The sequence below is a fragment of the Candidatus Eisenbacteria bacterium genome (assembly GCA_035577985.1).
Lineage (GTDB): Bacteria > Desulfobacterota > Binatia > DP-6 > DP-6 > DATJZY01.
In genome coordinates this window covers 22,308-41,145 of record DATJZY010000104.1, presented here as the reverse complement: position 1 = coordinate 41,145, position 18,838 = coordinate 22,308, and the positions used below count along the sequence as shown (strand labels likewise).

General features: G+C 67.3%; 18 protein-coding genes. 9 read left to right on the top strand and 9 right to left on the bottom strand.

The window, feature by feature from the left end; translation table 11 throughout:
* Window positions 1–8: 8 nt before the first annotated feature.
* A complete protein-coding gene (locus VMS22_14565; GenBank protein HXJ35252.1) occupies window positions 9–2,084 on the bottom strand; it encodes an ATP-binding protein in 2,076 nt (691 codons plus the stop codon).
* A gap of 172 nt (window positions 2,085–2,256) precedes the next feature.
* On the opposite strand from VMS22_14565, the gene VMS22_14560 reads away from it, so the two are divergent.
* On the top strand, window positions 2,257–3,747 hold the full coding sequence (locus tag VMS22_14560) for a D-aminoacylase (protein HXJ35251.1): 1,491 nt from the start codon (window positions 2,257–2,259) through the stop codon (window positions 3,745–3,747).
* 77 nt (window positions 3,748–3,824) lie between these two features.
* Window positions 3,825–4,850, top strand: a complete 1,026-nt coding sequence (locus VMS22_14555) for a fatty acid desaturase (GenBank protein HXJ35250.1) — start codon at window positions 3,825–3,827, stop codon at window positions 4,848–4,850.
* On the opposite strand, the gene VMS22_14550 is transcribed toward VMS22_14555, so the two are convergent.
* The gene (locus VMS22_14550) at window positions 4,847–5,614 is read right to left on the bottom strand and encodes a hypothetical protein (GenBank protein HXJ35249.1); all 768 of its coding nucleotides are present in this window, start codon (window positions 5,612–5,614) and stop codon (window positions 4,847–4,849) included. The genes VMS22_14555 and VMS22_14550 overlap by 4 nt on opposite strands.
* Window positions 5,615–5,705: 91 nt before the next feature.
* Between VMS22_14550 and VMS22_14545 the strand changes: the two genes are divergently transcribed.
* From VMS22_14545 to VMS22_14535, 3 genes are read left to right on the top strand one after another with little or no spacing between them, the layout of a single operon-like run.
* Window positions 5,706–6,647 (top strand): SDR family oxidoreductase, encoded by a 942-nt coding sequence (locus tag VMS22_14545; protein ID HXJ35248.1) that lies wholly within the window; start codon window positions 5,706–5,708, stop codon window positions 6,645–6,647.
* On the top strand, window positions 6,644–7,135 hold the full coding sequence (locus VMS22_14540; protein ID HXJ35247.1) for a hypothetical protein: 492 nt from the start codon (window positions 6,644–6,646) through the stop codon (window positions 7,133–7,135). Before VMS22_14545 ends, VMS22_14540 begins: the two co-directional genes overlap by 4 nt.
* Before the next feature lie 2 nt (window positions 7,136–7,137).
* Window positions 7,138–7,518 carry a hypothetical protein gene (locus VMS22_14535; GenBank protein HXJ35246.1) on the top strand — a complete coding sequence of 127 codons (381 nt, stop codon included), beginning with the start codon at window positions 7,138–7,140 and terminating at the stop codon, window positions 7,516–7,518.
* Window positions 7,519–7,524: 6 nt separating this feature from the next.
* Here the strand turns inward: VMS22_14535 and VMS22_14530 are convergent, their stop codons facing one another.
* The 3 genes from VMS22_14530 to VMS22_14520 are packed head-to-tail and all read right to left on the bottom strand — an operon-like array spanning window position 7,525 to window position 8,983.
* Window positions 7,525–8,181 (bottom strand): DedA family protein, encoded by a 657-nt coding sequence (locus VMS22_14530; GenBank protein HXJ35245.1) that lies wholly within the window; start codon window positions 8,179–8,181, stop codon window positions 7,525–7,527.
* Window positions 8,182–8,235: 54 nt separating this feature from the next.
* Window positions 8,236–8,793 (bottom strand): hypothetical protein, encoded by a 558-nt coding sequence (locus VMS22_14525; protein HXJ35244.1) that lies wholly within the window; start codon window positions 8,791–8,793, stop codon window positions 8,236–8,238.
* Window positions 8,780–8,983, bottom strand: coding sequence for a hypothetical protein (locus VMS22_14520; protein ID HXJ35243.1), 204 nt, complete (start codon window positions 8,981–8,983; stop codon window positions 8,780–8,782). Before VMS22_14520 ends, VMS22_14525 begins: the two co-directional genes overlap by 14 nt.
* Window positions 8,984–9,074: 91 nt before the next feature.
* On the opposite strand from VMS22_14520, the gene VMS22_14515 reads away from it, so the two are divergent.
* From VMS22_14515 to VMS22_14505, 3 genes are read left to right on the top strand one after another with little or no spacing between them, the layout of a single operon-like run.
* Window positions 9,075–10,115 carry a rhodanese-like domain-containing protein gene (locus tag VMS22_14515; GenBank protein HXJ35242.1) on the top strand — a complete coding sequence of 347 codons (1,041 nt, stop codon included), beginning with the start codon at window positions 9,075–9,077 and terminating at the stop codon, window positions 10,113–10,115.
* A gap of 53 nt (window positions 10,116–10,168) precedes the next feature.
* A complete protein-coding gene (locus tag VMS22_14510) occupies window positions 10,169–11,416 on the top strand; it encodes a cytochrome P450 (GenBank protein ID HXJ35241.1) in 1,248 nt (415 codons plus the stop codon).
* Window positions 11,413–12,486: a type III polyketide synthase gene (locus VMS22_14505; protein HXJ35240.1), complete on the top strand. Its 1,074-nt coding sequence runs from the start codon at window positions 11,413–11,415 to the stop codon at window positions 12,484–12,486. The genes VMS22_14510 and VMS22_14505 overlap by 4 nt, the downstream gene beginning before the upstream one ends.
* 13 nt (window positions 12,487–12,499) lie before the next feature.
* Here the strand turns inward: VMS22_14505 and VMS22_14500 are convergent, their stop codons facing one another.
* From VMS22_14500 to VMS22_14485, 4 genes are all read right to left on the bottom strand, one after another.
* Window positions 12,500–13,543, bottom strand: a complete 1,044-nt coding sequence (locus VMS22_14500) for a Fic family protein (protein ID HXJ35239.1) — start codon at window positions 13,541–13,543, stop codon at window positions 12,500–12,502.
* Between the two features lie 211 nt (window positions 13,544–13,754).
* On the bottom strand, window positions 13,755–14,486 hold the full coding sequence (locus tag VMS22_14495) for an ABC transporter ATP-binding protein (protein HXJ35238.1): 732 nt from the start codon (window positions 14,484–14,486) through the stop codon (window positions 13,755–13,757).
* Complete coding sequence (locus VMS22_14490; protein ID HXJ35237.1) at window positions 14,483–17,044, bottom strand: ABC transporter permease; 2,562 nt, start codon at window positions 17,042–17,044, stop codon at window positions 14,483–14,485. Before VMS22_14490 ends, VMS22_14495 begins: the two co-directional genes overlap by 4 nt.
* A 3-nt stretch (window positions 17,045–17,047) precedes the next feature.
* Window positions 17,048–17,683 carry a PadR family transcriptional regulator gene (locus tag VMS22_14485; GenBank protein HXJ35236.1) on the bottom strand — a complete coding sequence of 212 codons (636 nt, stop codon included), beginning with the start codon at window positions 17,681–17,683 and terminating at the stop codon, window positions 17,048–17,050.
* Between the two features lie 483 nt (window positions 17,684–18,166).
* Between VMS22_14485 and VMS22_14480 the strand changes: the two genes are divergently transcribed.
* Complete coding sequence (locus VMS22_14480) at window positions 18,167–18,838, top strand: CerR family C-terminal domain-containing protein (GenBank protein HXJ35235.1); 672 nt, start codon at window positions 18,167–18,169, stop codon at window positions 18,836–18,838.

The following is an 18,838-nucleotide window of genomic DNA, read 5'->3' as shown; positions in this document are numbered from 1 at the left end:
AACCGGAGCTACGTGCCCGTCGACTGGAGCGGGACGTCCGAGACGGGCAGCGTCACACGGAACACGGTGCCGTGCCCGACCTCGCTGTCGACCGCGATCTCGCCGCCGTGCTCGACCACCATCTGGTGGACGAGCGACAGCCCGAGACCCGTGCCCGTCTCCTTGGTGGTGAAGAACGGGTGGAAGATGCTCTCGAGCTGCTCGCGCGGAATGCCCGTGCCGTGGTCGCGCACCTCGATCGTCACCTGGTCGTCGGGGCCCGCGTAGAGCGCGAGCGACACCACGTCGTCCGCCGCGCTGGCGTCGATCGCGTTCAGCACGAGGTTGAGGACGATCTGCTTCACCTGATCCGCGTCCGCCCACACCGGCGGCACTCCCGAGTCGGCGTGCAGCTCCAGGCTCACCTGGCGCTTGCGCGCGGTCGACTCGAGGAGCCGCACCACCTGGTCGAGCGTCGGGGCAAGATCGACCGCCCGGCGCTCCGCCGAAGTCGAGCGCCCGAAGGCCAGGAGCTCGTTGATGAGGTTCGTCACGCGGCGGAGCTCGTTCAGGCTGAGCTCCCGGAAGCTCGACACGAAGTCGGGGTCGTCGAGGCGCTGCGGCAGGAGGTCCAGGAACGTCTTCACCGCCGTCAGCGGGTTGCGGATCTCGTGCGCGATGCCGGCGGCCAGCGTCCCGATCGACGAGAGGCGATTCGCGCGCTCGAGCGCCGTCTCGGAGCGTCGCAGCTCGCGCGACAGGCGCGCGTTCTCGAGCGCGACGCTGGCGGCGCTCGCCACGGCGGCGAGGAGCGTCAGGTCCTCGCGCGACACGATGCGGAAGTCGCGGTTGCGCGTGAGCGCGACGAGACCCGTGAGCCGGTTGTTCACGCGCAGCGGCAGCGCCACCTCCCATCCGCGCGCGACGAACAGGGGCGCCGCAGGCGACCGGATCGCTTCGAGCTCGGCCGTGAGCATCGGCTCGGTCAGCGCGTCGAGGGCGCTGAGCGCCGACACGTCGAGCTTGTCGCGGGGCTCGGGGTACACCTGCGCGAGGGCGCGGCTCCGCTCGTCGCGGAGCAGGATCGCGCAGCTCTCCACCTCGAGGATCTCGGTAAGCGCCTCGCCGAGGCGACGGACCAGCTCGCGCTCGTCGAGGATGTGGACGAGGTCGGAGCTGAGCACGCGCAGCCGCAGCCGATAGTCGTAGCGGTGGGCGAAGATCGCCTCCTGCACGCGCGTCTCGATCGCCTGCTGGAGGGTGGGGATGAGGACGGCCGAGAGCAGCCCCACGGCCGACACGATGCACGCCACCAGGATCGGCGCGTCGACGCCGATCGCGCGCGCAATGGCCACCACGACGAGGCTCGAGGGCACCAGCACGCAGAGGCCCGCCATCGACAGGCTCACGACCTTCCGCACCACGTAGTCGAGGTCCATGAAGCGGTGGCGCACGATCGAGTAGGCGATGATCGCGAGCCAGAGAACGTTCCCGAGGTTGCCGAGCGGGTAGACGTTCATGCCGTAGATCGGCAGGAAGTTCGTGAGCACGAACGCCACCTGGATGACGCACGCGACGAAGAAGAACTTCGCTTGCAGGCGGTGCCGCGCCGAGACCGGAACCTTGTACCGGCGCCAGACGACGAGGAGCGACATCACGAGGTACACGACGCCGAACGCGCCGTAGGCCGCGTACAGCCTGGTCGGGATCGGGTACCAGCCCCACTGGTGGGGGGCGACGTCGCGGACGAGCGTTCCCTTCACGAGGCCGACGGCCGCGAAGGTGAGGCCGATCGCGTGCCCGATCCAGGCGATCTTGCGCGCCCCGGGGCTGCGCTCCTCGGCGACGAACAGCGTCGAATGGAAGACGGCGCTCGGGGCGAGGAAGAGGCCAGTGCGGAAGAGACGGCTCCAGAACTCCGCCGCCGCCGGATCCTCGAAGTAGTAGAGGGCGAAGACGTCGACGTTCCAGAGCGCGACCATCGCGGTCATCCACGCGAACGTCCGCGTCGTCGGACCGCGCGCCCCACGCCAGAGCACCGTGCCGCCGATGAGCAGATTGGCGACTGCGGCACCCAGCGGGACGATCCAGTCGTGACCCAACATGGGTAGCTCGATTCTGTGACCACCCCCACAGAGTCTCAAGCAGGAGGCGTCACAGCGCCTGCGTCTGTTCCGTCTGTCGTGCAGCCCAGGCAGTAATTTGACCAGCGAGAGGGCGCGCCGAGCGGTGGAGACACGATCGTGACCCTCGTATGCTGGAAGCTCTCTTCGGGCGATGACCTACGACCTGGCGATTCGAGGCGGGATGGTGGTGGACGGAACGGGCGCGCCCGGCCGTCGCGCCGACCTCGCGATCGACGGCGATCGGATCGCGGTCGTCGGCTCGCCGTCGGGCGACGCGCGCCGCACGATCGACGCCACCGGCCGCGTCGTCGCGCCGGGCTTCATCGACGTCCATTCGCACGACGACTTCGCGCTCCTCGGTCGACCCGCGTGCGAGGCCAAGGTCATGCAGGGCGTGACGTCGGTCGTGATCGGGAACTGCGGCTTCGGCGCCGCGCCGCTCGGCCCGGCCTATCTCGGTTTTCTCCGCAGCTTCGGCCCCACCCTCTTCGGCCCGCTGGGCGACCCGTCGTGGCATACGACGGACGACTTCTTTCGCCTGCTCGAGCGCGAGCCGCCGTCGGTGAACGTGGCCGCCCTCGTCCCGCACGCGACGGTGCGCATGGCCGTGCTCGGCGGATCCAAGCGCGAGCCGAACCCGAGCGAGCTCGAGGCCATGCGCGACATCGTGCGTGAGGCCATGCAGGCGGGTGCGGTCGGCATGTCGACCGGTCTCTTCTACGCGCCGGGCAGCTACGCGACGACCGAAGAGGTGATCGAGGTCGCGCGCGTCGTCGGCGAGGGTGGCGGCGTGTACGCGACGCACCTGCGCGACGAAGCCGACGGCCTCCTCGACTCGGTCGCCGAGGCGCTGCGCATCGGCGAGGAAGCGGGCGTGGCGGTGCAGCTCTCGCACCACAAGGCGATGGGCGAGCGGAACTGGGGGATGGTCGAGCGGAGCCTCGCCATGATCGACGCCGTGCGCGGGCGCGGCGCCGACGTGACGCTCGACGTCTATCCGTACACTTCGCTCAGCACGACGCTGGTGGCGCTCCGCGACGCGGGCGTGCTCGAAACCGTGCCGCCGGCCGCCGTGTGGATCGCGACCATGCAGACCCTCCATGAGCTCGAGGGAAAGTCGCTGGCCGACGTCTGCATGATGTGGGGGGCGACGTCGGCGCGCGAAGCCGCCGACCTGCTCTTCGAGCGCGACGGGCGCGGCATCATCGCCATCGTCGCCGCCATGGACGAGCGCGACGTCCGGCGCGTCCTCGCGCATCCCGCGACGATGATCGGCTCGGACGGCGTGCCCTCCGTCGACGGAAAGCCGCATCCACGGCTCTACGGGACGTTCGCGCGCGTGCTCCAGGTGTACGTGCGCGAGCAGGGCGTGCTGTCGCTCGAAGAGGCCGTCCATCGCATGACCGGCCTGTCCGCCCGGCGATTCGGGCTCGCGGATCGCGGCATGATCGCCGAGGGACGACACGCCGACGTCGTCGTGTTCGATCCGAAGACCGTCGCTACGCAAAGTACATACGAGGACCCGCGGCAGTACCCGGTCGGGATGGACGCGGTGGTGGTGAACGGCGACGTCGTCGTCGATCGCGGCGCGCACACCGGCGCGCGTGCGGGACGAATGCTGCGGAGTCGCGCCCGAGCTTGACAGCTTGATCGCAGCCTGCGTATGCCCTGCGCGAGATGGCTGCGGTCTCGCACCGACCATCCGAGCCACCCCCGACCGTGGCGCAGGGCCGTCCGCGGCTCCCGCGCGAGATCTACGAGGTCCGATCGGCCGAGGGTCTCCTGTTCGTCGGCGTGAGCCTCGCGGCATTCGTCGGGTTCGGGCTCCTCGCGGCCTGGGTCGCAGCGCGACCCTGGTCGCTCGCGCTTCGCATCGTGCTCGCCGCGCCGCTGCTCGTCCTGGCGGCACAGGGGGCGCACCTGCTCGGTTTCGTCGGACACGAGGGCATCCACCTGCTGCTCCACCGCAACAAGCACGTGAGCATGATCCTCGGCTCCCTCTTCTCGGCGATGACGAGCTTCAGCGCCGTCGGCTACGGCATCGCGCACTGGAACCACCATCGCTACACGAACCAGGCCTCCGATCCCGACGCGCGGCTCTACCCGCAGTTCCGCACCTTCTGGACGCGGTGCCTGTTCGCCCGGAGCGCCGGAAGCCGATCGCATCTGCGCAACACCGTGCAGGTTGCGCTCGGCAGGACGCTCCCGCTCGGCTACCGCCTGCCGTTCTCGGCACGCGAGCAGCAGGTGCTCGCGTGGTGCAACCTCGGCTTCCTCGCGATGTGGGCGATTCTCTACCTCGGGCTCGCGTACGTGAACCCGTGGCTCGCGCTGTTCACGGTCGTGCTGCCGCTCGCGCTCGTCGTACCGATGTCGGGACTCCGCGGCTACGTCGAGCACGCCGGCACCGGGATCGGCGTCTTCCGCGACTCCCGCAGCTACGCGTCGCCCTTCTACACGCTGCTGTTCTACGGCAACAACTTCCACCTGGAGCATCACCTGTATCCGGGCGTGCCCTGCTACCGCCTGGCGGCGGTGCACCGCATGTTGCGCGACGGCGGATACTACGAGCGCTGGCAGTCGCCCGTCGACGCAACCATCCTCGGGCCGCTGCGGCACACGACGAGCGCCTCGCAGTATCCCAGCCCGGCCGACGCCGACCTCGCGTACGATCCCTTCGCCGACACGCCGCGCGGCGCCGCGGCGCCGCGGGGCGCGAGCGCGGTTCCGCTGCCACACGCCTAGGAGGCCGAGCTCTCCGCGCAGCACTCGGGACGCGGACCGCCCGCCGTTCCGAGCTTCCCGTCCGGCGCGCGCACGAGCACCCGCGTGTCGTCGCAGCCCCACTGGATGCTCACGTCGTAGCGGCGATCGCCGCGCTGGCGCACGTCCGTCGTGGTCGTGCCCTTCTTCGCCCGCACGTCGGGACACTCGATCCCGTCGAACACGATCCGTGCGATCTCGTGCGCCTCGGCCGAGAACGTCGTGCGGTCGATCCGCACGACCGAGAGGAACGCCCACACGCAGAAGACCGTGATCGCGATCGGAACGGCGGTCAGCAGCCGCCCGAGCAGGGGCCGGCGCGCACGCAGGTCGAACCACCAGTCGCGCGTGAGCGTGAACGCGTTCACGGTGTTCCACGCGCCGCGCCCGAGGAACACGAACGCCATGAGGCCGATCTTCGCGTCCGGACCCCAGTCGAAGAGCTGGTAGACGTACCGCCCCGGCGTCCACGCCATCCACGACTGCCCGACGTCGGGGAAGAACACCAGGAAGAGATAGGCGCCGAGCGCCTTCACCACGCCCAGGTGCGGCGCGAAGCGGGTCCTGCGCACGAACGCGTGGAGGACGAGCGCGTAGAAGCCGATGTAGGCGAGCACGAACGAGTACGCGTCGTGATAGTGCGCGTGGTACGCCGCATCGAACAGGTTCGAGCCCAGCACCGCGACGCCGCTCGCGAGTGCGACGAGCGCGCCGACGACGTTCAGCGCCTGGATCGTGCGGGGCATGCGCCGCGGGTCTTAACGGGCCGACGCCGGTGTTGACAAGGCGCTTCCCGTCGGGGCAGGTTCTCCGGATTAACTCCAAGGAGGCTCTTTGATGCTGCTCGAAGGGAAAGTCGCAATCATCACGGGCGCGGGTCGCGGGATCGGCCGCGAGCACGCGCTCCTCATGGCCAAGCTCGGCGCCAAGATCGTCGTGAACGACCTGGGTGCCCACTTCGACGGCACCGGCGCCCCCACCGCCACCCCGGCACAGGAGGTCGTCTCCGAGATCAAGAAGATGGGTGGCGACGCGATCGCGAACGGCGACAACGTCGCCGACCACAAGGCCGCGAAGAACATCGTCGACACGGCCATCAAGACCTTCGGCAAGCTCAACATCGTCGTCAACAACGCCGGCATCCTCCGCGACCGCATGATCTTCAACATGGACGAGGAGAGCTGGGACGCCGTCGTCGCGGTGCACCTGAAGGGCACGTTCAACATGTGCCGCCACGCGACCGAGTACTGGCGCGAGGAGCACAAGAAGGGCAACCAGCTGAACGGCCGCATCATCAACACCGCGTCCGACGCGGGCCTGCTCGGCAACGTCGGCCAGACGAACTACGGCGCCTGCAAGGCCGCCGTCGCGACGATGGCCATCATCATCGGGCAGGAGATGAAGAAGTACGGCGTGACGGCCAACGCGATCGCCCCGGTCGCGCGCACGCGCCTCACGGTCGACGCGACGCCGTCCACCGCGGCCCTCATGGGCGGCGAGGTGAAGGCGGGCGAGTTCGACGTGTGGGGTCCGCAGAACATCTCCCCGCTGGTCGCCTGGCTCTCGAGCGACGACGCGGCCGGCTGCAACGGCCAGGTGTTCCGCGTCGGCGGCCGCACCGTGTGGCCCATGAAGGGCTGGCACTCGGCCACGCGCGTCCAGAACGAGAAGCAGGCCACGTGGGACGCCGCCGCGCTCGGCAAGAAGATCAAGGAAGCCCTCGCCACGGGCGTCACCAAGCCCGAGACGATGAACGACATCTTCGCCGGAGGGATGTGAGCACGACGCCGTCGCCCCGGCGCATCCTCATCATCTGTCACGCGAACACGAGCCGCAGCATCATCGCCGAAGCGGTGCTGCTGCGGCTTCTCGCGTCCAGGGGTGTCGCCGACCGCTATGCGGTGCGCTCGGGCGGCATCGCACCCTTCGCGCGCGACGGCAGCCTGGTCTCGCTCGACGCGCGCTTCGTGCTGCGCGACATCGGCATCCATCTTCCGGAGGGCGCGGGCGCGACCGACCTCAAGCGGCAGCGGCATCTGATCGTAGAGGCCGACGTCATCCTGGCCATGACTGACGAGCAGCGCCGCATGCTCGCCAAGGACTTCCCGGAGGCCGGCGGCAAGCCGGTCGTCCTGCTGCGCGAGCTCGCCGGCGAGAGCGGCGACATCGCCGACCCCGCGATGCAGAGCGAAGACGTCTTCCGTCACTGCCGCGACGAGATCGTCCGGTGCCTGGAGCTGGGGCTGCACCGCCTGCTGGAGGGATGAGCATGTTCGGTCTCTTGAAGAAGACTCCGAAGCTCGAGCTGACCTTCACGCCCACGATCGCCGTCGCGCGCGAGCTGGCGAAGGAGGTCGAGGTGGCGGGCGAGCTGGTGGTGAAGAACGTCGGCAAGGACGCCGAGGTGAGCGACCTCGAGGTGGTGCTGGTCGCCGGCGGCACGCGCCGCATCGACCTGGACCTGCCGGCCGCGTGGAAGGGCACGCAGCGCATCCGGGCGGGTGGCGAGCTGCGCGCGCAGGCCGCGTGGAAGGTGGCGCTGGCGGCCCCGATGCGCGCGCCGGCCGCGGAGATCCAGCTCAACACGACCGCCGGCGGCAAGCACGAGCCGCTCGCGCGCTCGGCGCGCTTTCCGCTCGCGAACCAGTAGCGCCGCTCAGGACGCTTCGCGCGCGGCCTTCATGTGGCGGTGCACGAAGAGATAATAGAGCGCGCCCACGACCACGAGGAATCCGGCGAGCCAGAGCGTGACCCGGTGCATCTCGCCCTTGCTGATGTCGGCACCGACCTGCACGCCGAGGTAGCAGAGGACCGCCGACCACAGGGCCGAGCCCACGAGGGTGTAGATGGAGAACGAGAGGTAGCTCATCCGCACGATGCCGGCGGGAATGCCGATCAGGTGGCGGACCACCGGCAGCAGGCGCGACGCGAAGATGCCGAACGGGCCGTACGTCTCCGCCCAGCGCTCGGCGCCCTCGACCTTGTGCGGGGAGATGAAGACGTACTTCCCGTAGCGCATGACGAGCGGGCGCCCCGCGATGCGCGAGAACCAGTACATGGCCGTGGCGCCGATCCACGAGCCGACCGCGCCCGCGATCACGAGCGTGATCTGCCCCGTCCAGCCACCGAGACGGACGCCGAGGAACGGGATGCCGCTCGTCCACGCGAGGTGCGCCGCCGGCGGCACGACGACCTCGCTCGGCAACGGCACGATGGAGCTCTCGATGGCCATCAGCAGCGCCACCAGCGGATAGCCGCCGGCCTCGAGCGAGCGCAGATACCAGTCGAGGAGTGGTTGCAGCAGCTCCGTCACGTTGGCGCGCTGCCTTACAGGGGAACGTAGCGGGTCGCAATTGCTGAGAGATCCTCAGGCTTGCGCTCGCGCCCACTGCTCTTCCAATCCCATACGGCGCAGCCAGTCGGCGAGGGCGGTCCGATCCAGCTCGTCACCCGAGACGCTCACCATCGTGCGGATGTCGCGCAGGTGCTTCTCCGAGCCCCCTTCGCGAAAATACTCGAGCTTTCGAAGAATGACGTACTCGAGCGGCGCGACGGTGACCTCACTGCCCTCCAGCGAGAACGTGCGCGCTCGTCCTATCGCCCAGTCGTGTAGCTCATCACGATTCGACGTGTAGAGGTCCGCCTTCAGCCCAGACCTCATGTGGATCACGTTGAAGTGCCCACGGCGCTCGCGCGCGATTTCGACGGCAATGACTTCGGGTGGAGGAAGGTAGTAGTCGGATGGCGGGAAAACGCGCGAGAGCCCTGGAACGTCCGCCGGGGTGAGGAAGACCACGAGATCGATGTCGTTCGTGAAACGCGGCTCGCCGAACAACATTGCCGCGATGCTCCCGCTGACCATATAGCGAACCCCGAGCTGGGACAGGGGCCGCACGAACAGTGCGATCAGGTCAGGATCGGGCATGGAGGAAGCAGCGCTTCACTTCATCCTCGATCTGCTCCGCCGACCAGTCAGGGTGCAGATCGCGCAGAAACGCCGCCTTGAGTCGGCGGGCGGACCAATAGAGCTCGCGCGCCACGGCCCATCGCTCCTGCGGCGTCATCCGACGCAGCACGGCCATCTGCTCGGGGCGCAGCTCCTCGTCGGGCAGCACGTTCGACTTGTGCCTCAAAGGCCACGTTCCCAGCAACCCGTGCGGATCGCACCCCTGGAGTCGGGAACGAAAACCAAGCTATAGCCCTCGCATGATCTTCGAGGAGATCCGCTCCGGTGGCTGCTGCTCGTACGTGATCGCGTGCGGCGACACGTGCGCCGGGGTGGTGGTCGATCCGGAGCTCTCGCAGATCGACCGCACGCTTGCCCTCGTCGGCAAGGCCGGCGTCCGCATCCACTACGTGATCGACACGCACACGCACGCCGATCACTTCTCGGCGTCGCTCGAGCTGGCGCGACGGCTGGGCATCCCGCGGGTCATGCACCGCGCGAGCATCGCGCCGGACGTCGACGTGAGGATCGACGACGGCGAGACGCTGATCGCGGGCAAGCTGCGCATGCGAGCCATCGCCACGCCGGGCCACACCGACGACTCGATCTCGCTCGTCCTCTCGGATCGCGTGCTGACCGGCGACACGTTGCTGCGCGGCGCCACCGGGCGCACCGATCTACCGACCGGCGATCCCGAAGTGCTTCACGAGAGCCTGTTCGGAAAGCTGCTGCGGCAGGGCGATTCCCTCGCCGTGTACCCGGGGCACAACTACAAGAACACGCCGCCGACGACGATCGGCCAGGAGAAAGCCGAGAACCCGCGCCTCCAGAAGCGCGATCGCGCCGCCTTCGTCGAGCAGATGCGCGCCCTCAACCTCGGCATGCCGGATCACCTGACCGAGGCGCTGCGGACCAACCGGACCGGCGGCAAGACGGTGGCCCAGCTCCTCGACGAGGCCGCGCAGCGCATCGCGTTCATGTCGATGGAGGCGCTGCGTGATCGCGTGGAGGGCGGCGGCGGGATCGTCGTGCTCGACATCCGCGAGCGGGACGCCTTCGACGCCGGACACATTCCCGGCGCGCGCCACGTGCCGCGCGGCCAGCTCGAGCTGCGCATCGACCAGGTGCTTCCCGACCCGACGGTGCGCGTCGTCACGTGCTGCGAGTTCGGAAAGATCTCGACGCTCGCCGCGGACACGCTGCGGACGATGGGCTACGTGCGCGCGGTGGCGCTCGACGGCGGGATGAAGGCGTGGCGCGAGGCGGGGTATCCGATCGAAGCCACGGCGCCGAAAGGGTAGACGCCGTCCCCCCGCAGCTTGACGGGGCGCCGTCCGGTGGGGTTCATGGGCGCGTGACACCCATCCCCACCACCGATCTTCCGCTGGACGAAATCAAGCTCGGCTCGCCCGAGGTCTGGGCGCGCAAGGATCGCGCCGGCATCTTCGCGAAGCTGCGCGCCGAGCGTCCCGTGTCGTTCCACGCCGAGCCCGAGTTCATCGGCTTTCCGGCCGGACCCGGCTTCTGGTCGCTCACGCGCTACGCCGACGTGGTGCGCGCCTCACGCGACTCGGAGACGTTCATCTCGGGCAAGGGCTCCAACATCGGCGACCTGCCGATCGAGCTGCTCGAGTTCTTCGGCTCCATGATCAACATGGACGCCCCGCGCCACACGAAGCTGCGCAAGCTGGTGAACCGCGGCTTCACGCCGCGCATGGTGGCCTCGCTCGAAGAGAGCGTGCGCGCGACGACGCGACGGATCGTCGACGCCGTGGCGCCCAAGGGCTCGTGCAACTTCGTCGAGGAGATCGCGGCACCGCTGCCGCTCAAGATCATCTGCGACATGATGGGCATTCCCGAGGCCGACAACCGGCGGATGTTCGAGCTGTCGAACACCATCCTCGGCATCGGCGATCCGGAGTTCGGCGTCACCATGGACGTGCTCATGGCGGCGGCCATCGAGCTGTCGCAGTACGCGCAGGCCCTGGGCGAGGAACGGGCGGCCAAGGCGCGCGAGGACATCACGAGCGTGCTCATGACCGCCGACGTCGACGGCGACCGGCTGACGACGGCCGAGTTCGCGTCGTTCTTCATCCTGCTGGTGGTGGCTGGCAACGAGACCACGCGCAACGCCATCAGCCACGGCATGAAGGCCCTCACGGACTTCCCCGACGAGCGCCGCAAGTGGATGGCCGACTTCGACGGCGTGGCCCCGACGGCGGTGGAGGAGATCGTCCGCTGGGCGACGCCCGTGATCCACTTCCGCCGCACCACCACGCGCGACGTCGAGCTGTCCGGCCAGAAGATCCGCGAGGGCGAGAAGGTGGTCCTGTGGTACACCTCGGCCAACCGCGACGAAGCCGCGTTCACCGACCCGTACCGCTTCGACGTGACGCGCACGCCGAACGAGCACGTGGGCTTCGGCGGCGGCGGCGCGCACTACTGTCTGGGCGCGAACCTCGCGCGCCAGGAGATCCGGGTGATGTTCCAGGAGCTGTTCCGGACGCTGCCCGACATCCACGTGGTGGGCGAGCCGGACATGCTGTTCTCGGGCTTCATCCACGGCATCAAGCGGATGCGGGTGGAGTGGAAGCCGCGGTGACGGCGCCGCCGCAGCTGCTGAGCCTCGTCACACACGCGCCACCGTGGAGCATCTCGCAGCAGGACACGCTCGCGATACTCCCGCGGCTCGCCGGCGGCGCCGAAGGCGCTGCACGCTTTCGACAGACTGTCGAGCGGTCGCGCATCGAACGACGCCTCGTCGAGACACCCCTCGACGAGCTCGAGAAAATGGGGCCCGGGGCGCGATCCCGTGTCTATGAACGCCGGGTGTGCGAGGTCGCCGAACAGCTCGGGCGCCGCGCTCTCGAGGCCGCGGGGATCGATGCGGTCGACGTCGCCACTGTGATCACGGTCTCGTGTACGGGCTACATGCTGCCGTCAGTGGACGCCTACATAATCCCGCGTCTCGGCATCCCGCCACACGCGCGACGTGTGCCGATCACCGAGCTCGGTTGTTCAGCCGGCGTCGGAGCCATAGGGCTGGCAACCGAGCTGCTCACTCGACGCGCTGGTCATGCGTTGGTGATCAGCGTCGAGCTCTGCTCGTCGTGCATGCAAACCCGCGACGTCGCGCCGGCTGATGTCATCGGCAACATACTCTTCGCGGACGCGGCCGCGGCTGCCGTCGTCGGACTCGCCGCTACACGCAACGGGCCGGAGATTCTCGCAGCGCGAACCGTCCTGTGGCCGAACACCACCGACGCGCTGGGAATGCGGCTTTCGGATACCGGACTTCGCCTGTGTCTCTCCCCCGATCTCCCCGAAATCGTCGGTGACCGCCTTCCTGGGACGCTCGAAGACTTCCTCCTGGCGGACAACGTTCGACGAGATGACGTGAGCTTTTGGATCATACACCCCGGCGGTCCTCGCGTCCTCGAAACTGTCAGTGAGCGACTTCACCTCGCCGCACACGAAGTCGCGGCGTCGTGGGAGGTGTGGCGTGCCTTCGGCAACGTGTCCTCCGCAACGGTCTTCTTCATCCTCGAGGCGCTTCGACGCCGACCCATTGCGGAGGGCCAACTGGGCGTAATGATGGCGTTCGGGCCTGGTCTAAGTTGCGAACTCGCCCTGTTGCGTGCGCAGGGTTGGCTGGCTCGGACCGACACCTGACTTCGACACTCCTCTATCCCTTTTCGAAGGCTTTCAATACGTCGGGCGCCCAATAGAGGCGCCCTCGGCGACGCTCCTTGGACATGAGGCGCACCATGCCGAGCCGCTGAAGGCGGCCCAGGATCTTTTGTGCGCCTCGATAGGTGATGCCCAGGCTCTTCGCGATGGCAGTCGCCGTCGTGATCGGCAGGACGAAGAACTCATCCACCGCACGCGCCGTCAAGGCAGTTTGTTTCGCCGATCGCAGTTGGTCGTGGTACGTGTCGCGCAGCGCATTGATCCTGTGAATGCGGTCCATGGTAGCCTGCGACTCGGCAACGACGGCGTCCAGAAAGTAGTCGAACCATCCCTCCCAATCGTTGTGAGTGCTGACGCGGCGAAGGGCGTCGTAGTACCTTTCACGATTGGCCTCGAAGAACGCGCTCAAGTGCAGAAGCGGCGTGGGAAGGATCTGATATTCGCACAAGAGCAAGCTGAGTAGGAGGCGCCCGACGCGACCATTGCCGTCGAAGAACGGATGAATGGCTTCGAACTGGTAGTGGATCATCGCGAGCCGGATGAGTGGAGGGATCGTGTTGCTCGCGTGCAGGAACTTCTCGAAGTCATCGAGACACGCGTGCATCTGAGGAACCGGTGGCGGAACGAAGCGCGCCTCGAGTGGCCGTCCCGGCACGCCGATGAAGTTCTGCTCCCTACGAAACTCGCCCGGCGTCGGATCCGATCGGGGCACGTCGTGCATCAGGATGCGATGGAGCTCTCGTATGAGCCGTAGGCTCATCGGAACTGCCCGATGGGGATCCAGCCCGTGTTGCAGCGCCTGGTGATAGTTGAACACTTCGACCGCATCCGGAGGCGCCGGCCCGCCGGCTCGGGCTTCGAAGAGGGTCAGTTGTTCGAGGGTCGTCGCCGTACCTTCGATCCGACTGGAGAGAACCGCCTCGCGGCGTGCCAGCGGCCGCAGCAAAAGAGTGGGACTCAACTGGGAGACCCCCACGCCGCCGAGCCTCCCGACGGTACGGTCCGCGCTGGACAGTTTCCAAATTAAATTCGGTGACATAGCGACTATACGCGGCAGAGGTGGGGGCACGAATGCACAGCCGGTGTGCTGCGCCTTGACCAAGGAGCCCCTACATTCCGCAGAGAAATCAGTCGGTTGCATTATTGGTAGGCCCCGTAGTTCCACAAGGGCGCGATTATGATACCAGAGTGGTGATTGGTATCATAAGGGGTCCTCGGTCTGGACCCGCCGGTTCACGAACGCCGGGCGTTCACTCGCGAAGCGGAAGTACACGCCCGCTCGCGTCGGCTGGCGGGCGCACATCGCGAATGATCCGACCATCGCGAAGCTCGACGGTTCGGTCGCCGTAGGTGGCGGCCAGCGCGCTGTGAGTGACCAGGATCACCGTGAGCGGCACTTCGCGATTCAACCGCCGCAGCAAGTCGAGGACGCGTTGCCCGGTGCGTGAGTCGAGATTTCCCGTGGGTTCATCGGCAAGGATCAACGTCGGCCCCCCCACGAGGGCGCGCGCGATCGCCGCCCGTTGTTGCTCTCCTCCCGACAGCTCCGACGGGCGACGGCCGTATGCCGCAGGACTCAGCTCGACTTGATCGAGGACCGCCCTCGCACGTGTGAGCGCGTCTCGTGTTCCGACACCGCTGAACTCAAGGGGCCACATGACGTTCTCTTCGATCGTGAACGTCGGGAAGAGATTGAAGCTCTGAAACACGAAGCCGATGCGTCGAAGCCGAAGATCGCTACGCTCGTCGTCAGGAATCGACGTCATGTCCTGTCCTTCAACGACGATGCTCCCCGTCGTCGGGGTATCCAGGCCGGCGATGAGATTGAGGAGAGTGCTCTTCCCAGAACCGCTCGGCCCCATGATCGATACGAACTCGCCCGCGGGGACGCTGAGACTGACTGCGTTGATGACGGTCGCAGTATTGGCGCCGTGGCCGTAGCACTTCGTCACGCTGTCGAGAACAACGGCGAAATTCATCATTGCTCCGCTCGAAGCACCGTGGCTGGGTCCAGGCGAATAGCCCGCAGGGCAGGCAGACAAGCGGCGACCAAGCAGATGACGATGGCGACGATCGCCAGTTCGGCCGTCTGCGCGACCGGCGTGTGCAGCGTGAGTGTCCAGCCGAGCAGAGCGGGGAACGTCGACTCGACCCACAAGACGCCGAGACTCAGTCCGATGACGATCGCGACGACGACACCAATGACGCCGAGAATCAAGGCCTCGCCCACGATGATCCACCCGAGTACGCGACGTCGCACCCCCAGCGCCCGGGCGACACCAAGCTCGCGAGTTCGCTCCAGCATCCCGAGCGCAAGCGAGTCGCCGACCCCAACGAGGACGACGACGAGCACGAATCCCGCGAGCACGTCGAGCCCGGTGAAGGCGCGACGGACCTGCTCCGCAAACCACTCTACGAGCTCGCCGAGTCGAAGCACCCGAATGTGGTATCGCGTTCCAAGGGATCGCTGGATTTCGTCGCGGACCGCCTCGGGGGTTGTGGTGGGCGATACGCGTACCAGGGCGTGGGTTACGTGAGTGTCGCGCCAGACTTCGCGATACAAGTCCCGACTCAGGATGACCGTTCCTCGCGGGGAGAGGAAGTCGCGTGTCATCCCGACTATGCGCAGACTCACGGGTCCGTTCGGGGTCTCGAGCGTGAGCAAGTCGCCGACGCCCTGCTCCAAATTGCGCACGAAGTTTTCCGAGACCAGGACACCGTCGCCTCGCGAGACTGCGTGCATCGCGTTCGGAAGCGACCGCCCGACGAGCCGCCATTCGCCGAAGACCGAATCCGCGAAATAGCTGGGATCGAACGCATTGAGTGCAATCGGGCCATCGGCATAGTGCCAGTCGGCAGTTTGTTCACCGACGATCGCTGCCACGCCAGGGACTGCAGCCAGTTCGCCCAGAATGACGTCGTCGACGGGAGCTTCGACGTATCCGGCGCCCACGTTGGCCGAGCTGACCACGAGATCCCCGCGCAGCACCCCGGGCATGACCGCGATCACCGATTGTTCGAAGCTCCTCGCAAGCGTCCACAGCCATAGTACCGTGCCGAATCCGACCCCCAAGGTCGCGATGGTCAATGCCGTGTGGCGTGGGGCTCGCAACAGGTTCGCGACGGCGAACCGCCCTGGTGCGCCCCCGATCCGCACCCCGAGTACGCCGAGAGGGGTCGCGAGTAGGGTAAGTAGCGAGCGACTCAGCACTGCAACCGAAACCACGACGAGTGCACTGGCGACGAGGCCCGTGCTCGCCGATCCCAATGCCAGGTGCAGCGCGACGAGGACGCCAGCGACGCACGCCAAGACGGGGCCCAGGACGCTCTGCGAAGACGCGCGGGTGTCTTCGACACTCTGGTTGCGAAGCGTCTCCACCACCGGGACGGTCGCTGCCCTTCGTGCCGGGATCAGGGCGGCGAACACCACGGACGCGAGCCCGAGACTCGCGGCAAGCAGAATCGACTCGGGACGCACGGCGATGATGGCGTCGGCGGTGACAAGCTTGGCTCCGATCGCCGTCGTCGTGGCGATAACCGGTAGAAGACCGTGGCCAAGGGCAATCCCCGAAGGTACCCCAAGCGCGATACCGGCGAGCGCGACGAGGGCACTTTCCTTCAGGAGCTCCCACCGGACCCGGCTCGTTCGGACACCGACGGCTCGCAGAATGGCGAGTTGCCCTACTCGGGCCTCGAATACGGCCGAGAGCCGACTGTAGGCGATCAGGAAGGCCGCGAAGAGACCGAAGATGCCTACGGCTTGCAGCAGCGTCTGGACCGATCGCATCACCTTGTGCAGATCAAGGCGGCGCTGCTCCGGTGCTTCGCACCGAAGACCTGGCGGAAGAACGGAAAGGATCCCGAAGCGAACGGTTGAGACGTCGACGTCGCGACGAACCACGACGTCGATCCGATTCACGAGGCCGCGTCGCGTGAACGCAAGCTCCGCAGCGTCGATGTCCATCACGAGCAGGTTGCCACCTTGTATTCGTGCGATTCCCTTTGGCGCCAGGAGCCCACGCACGACGAAGCGTTGGCGGCCTGTCGGTGTGTCGAGGTCGATTGCATCACCGATGGCGAACCCGTGCCGACGTGCGAAGACCTCCGTCAGGACGACCGAGTCACGGTTGTTCAGAAATACGATCGGGTCGTCGAGGTCCGGCGATGACTCACCGGGCTCGTAGACGCGGATCGCGTCATCACTCGTGACGTCTATGCCGTGGACCGTGAGCTGCTCGCCCGTTCCATCCGTCGTGAAGGCCCAAGAGCTGACGACCGGGACCGCGAGCTCGACGCCCGGAACCTTTCGAATCGTCTCTGCGACGTCCTCCGGCAACAGCGCTCCTCCCCCCGCCGAGACGTGCAGGGACGCGCGCCCAGCCATCGTATCGAGGATATCGACGAAGGATGCGTACACCGCGCGATTCACGAGGTCGATCGCACAGACGAGCGCCACGCCACAGGCCACGGCTGCTACCGTGAAGAGCATTCGCGTCATGCCGCCGCGGAGAAACCGTCGCGGCATTCGCAAAAAGCCCATCATCTACCTCCGCCGCGACTTGGCCTCAGCTCGCGGACGCGCAACCGGCTTTGCACCGGACGCGGGCATCGAATCGCACGCTGCCGCCCCGTCGGTGAGCCATGAATCGTAGGTCTGCCGAAGATCCGCCAAAAAGGCCAGCTCTGCCGCAATGTGGCGAAGACGGCGAGCAAGGACAATTGCACGCACAGGGAGGCCATGCGTTTCCTGCTTGGCGGCATCCATCAGGGCTACGCTTCGCGCGCGCTCGAGTGCCTTCGTTCTGATCCAGAGGTCGTCCTGCACTTGGTCGAGCACTGCAACGGCCTCGGTCGGGGACACGTCGGCGAGAAACGCAACGCGCTCCGAAAGCTCGTCCTCGTGGTTTCCCCCGGTCGTCACCTGCGTCACGTCAGTGAACCAGCGGCGAAACTCTGCTCGTCCAGGCTCGGTGATCTGATATGGCGTGCGTCTTGGATCGCTGTCCGATGCACGATCGACGACGCGAACGAAGTCGTTCGCAACCAGCCACTGGAGGTCGCGGTAGAAGCTGCCCGTGCTCATCTGCACGCCGACGCGATCGCGATACTCCTTCATGAGCGCGTAGCCATGCTTGGGCGTTCCTTCGTTGAGGAGGCCCAGCACGACGTACCGGAGCATACGCTCGCGCGTAACAGCTTCGCGCGCGATTCGTCAAGCGGTGAATGACTTGGGAAATGCCTGCGCTGGATAGAGTTGGTGCTGCCATCGCGTGAATCGCTTCGGGCGGGACTGGTAGCTCTTTATCGTCCCCGAAGCTCCGCTTGCCGCAGTTCGACTCTCCACGCCGCAACGATTCGGTCGCGCAACATGTCGAAGCGATCCGATCGGCGAATACTGTGGCGTGACGTCGATCTTACGCGCCGGGACCATCCGCCCGATGGCGGCAAGGCGAGGACCCAGAAGCCATCTGTTTGGAGGTAGACCTCATCCCGAGAGGGTGGAGGGGCGCTGCTCACTGGAGAGCACGCCGCAGAGGAAGTGCCTTGGGCTTACCCATGGGGTGCGGTCAGAACAAAATCGCGGTCAGGCGCGCGCATCCCCACCCTGCTTGACACTCCCCACCTCTCATTTTAATCGTGTATTTGAAATGAGGATTTTACGTTGACCCAGCCGGGGTCCAGGTCGGCCGAGACCCGCCGGCGGCTGCTCGAGGCCGCGGGCGAGGTGTTCGCGGAAGAGGGCTTCCGGGGCGCCACCATCCAGCAGATCTGCGGGCGCGCCGCGGCCAACATCGCCGCCGTCCACTACCACTTCGGCGACAAGGAGCGGCTCTACACCGCCGTCGTCGACTACGCCGACGAGTGCGCCCGCGCGCACGCGGCGGCCACCGAGGCGCCGGCGGCTTCCGGCGCCAAGCCCCAGGTGCGCCTGCGCGCGCACGTCGAATCGTTCCTGACCCGCCTGCTGGATCGCGGGCGGCCCGCCTGGCACGCGAAGCTCATGGCGCGCGAGATGATCGATCCCACCGCAGTGCTCGACCGCCTGGTGCGCGAGCGCATGCGGGCGAACCACGAGAACCTGGCCACCATCGTGCGCGAGCTGCTCGGGCCGGACGCCGCCGCCGACACCGTGCGCCTGTGCGTGCTCAGCATCGTCGGGCAGTGCGTGTTCTACCGGCACTCCGCCGCCGTCATCACCCGGCTCTATCCCGACCTCGTTCCCGCCAAAGAGATCGCGCGCATCGCCGATCACGTCACCCGCTTCTCCCTGGCGGCGATCCGCGGCCTGCGGACCGCACGCAACGGCAGCAACGGCTCCGGCACGAAGGCCTGA

Excerpts from the sequence above, each read along its gene's own strand:
- VMS22_14565 (HXJ35252.1), bottom strand. The coding sequence starts at position 2,084 with ATGTTGGGTCACGACTGGATCGTCCCGCTGGGTGCCGCAGTCGCCAAT.
- VMS22_14560 (HXJ35251.1), top strand. The coding sequence starts at position 2,257 with ATGACCTACGACCTGGCGATTCGAGGCGGGATGGTGGTGGACGGAACG.
- VMS22_14550 (HXJ35249.1), bottom strand. The coding sequence starts at position 5,614 with ATGCCCCGCACGATCCAGGCGCTGAACGTCGTCGGCGCGCTCGTCGCA.
- VMS22_14545 (HXJ35248.1), top strand. The coding sequence starts at position 5,706 with ATGCTGCTCGAAGGGAAAGTCGCAATCATCACGGGCGCGGGTCGCGGG.
- VMS22_14535 (HXJ35246.1), top strand. The coding sequence starts at position 7,138 with ATGTTCGGTCTCTTGAAGAAGACTCCGAAGCTCGAGCTGACCTTCACG.
- VMS22_14525 (HXJ35244.1), bottom strand. The coding sequence starts at position 8,793 with ATGCCCGATCCTGACCTGATCGCACTGTTCGTGCGGCCCCTGTCCCAG.
- VMS22_14515 (HXJ35242.1), top strand. The coding sequence starts at position 9,075 with ATGATCTTCGAGGAGATCCGCTCCGGTGGCTGCTGCTCGTACGTGATC.
- VMS22_14500 (HXJ35239.1), bottom strand. The coding sequence starts at position 13,543 with ATGTCACCGAATTTAATTTGGAAACTGTCCAGCGCGGACCGTACCGTC.
- VMS22_14495 (HXJ35238.1), bottom strand. The coding sequence starts at position 14,486 with ATGATGAATTTCGCCGTTGTTCTCGACAGCGTGACGAAGTGCTACGGC.
- VMS22_14490 (HXJ35237.1), bottom strand. The coding sequence starts at position 17,044 with ATGGGCTTTTTGCGAATGCCGCGACGGTTTCTCCGCGGCGGCATGACG.
- VMS22_14485 (HXJ35236.1), bottom strand. The coding sequence starts at position 17,683 with ATGCTCCGGTACGTCGTGCTGGGCCTCCTCAACGAAGGAACGCCCAAG.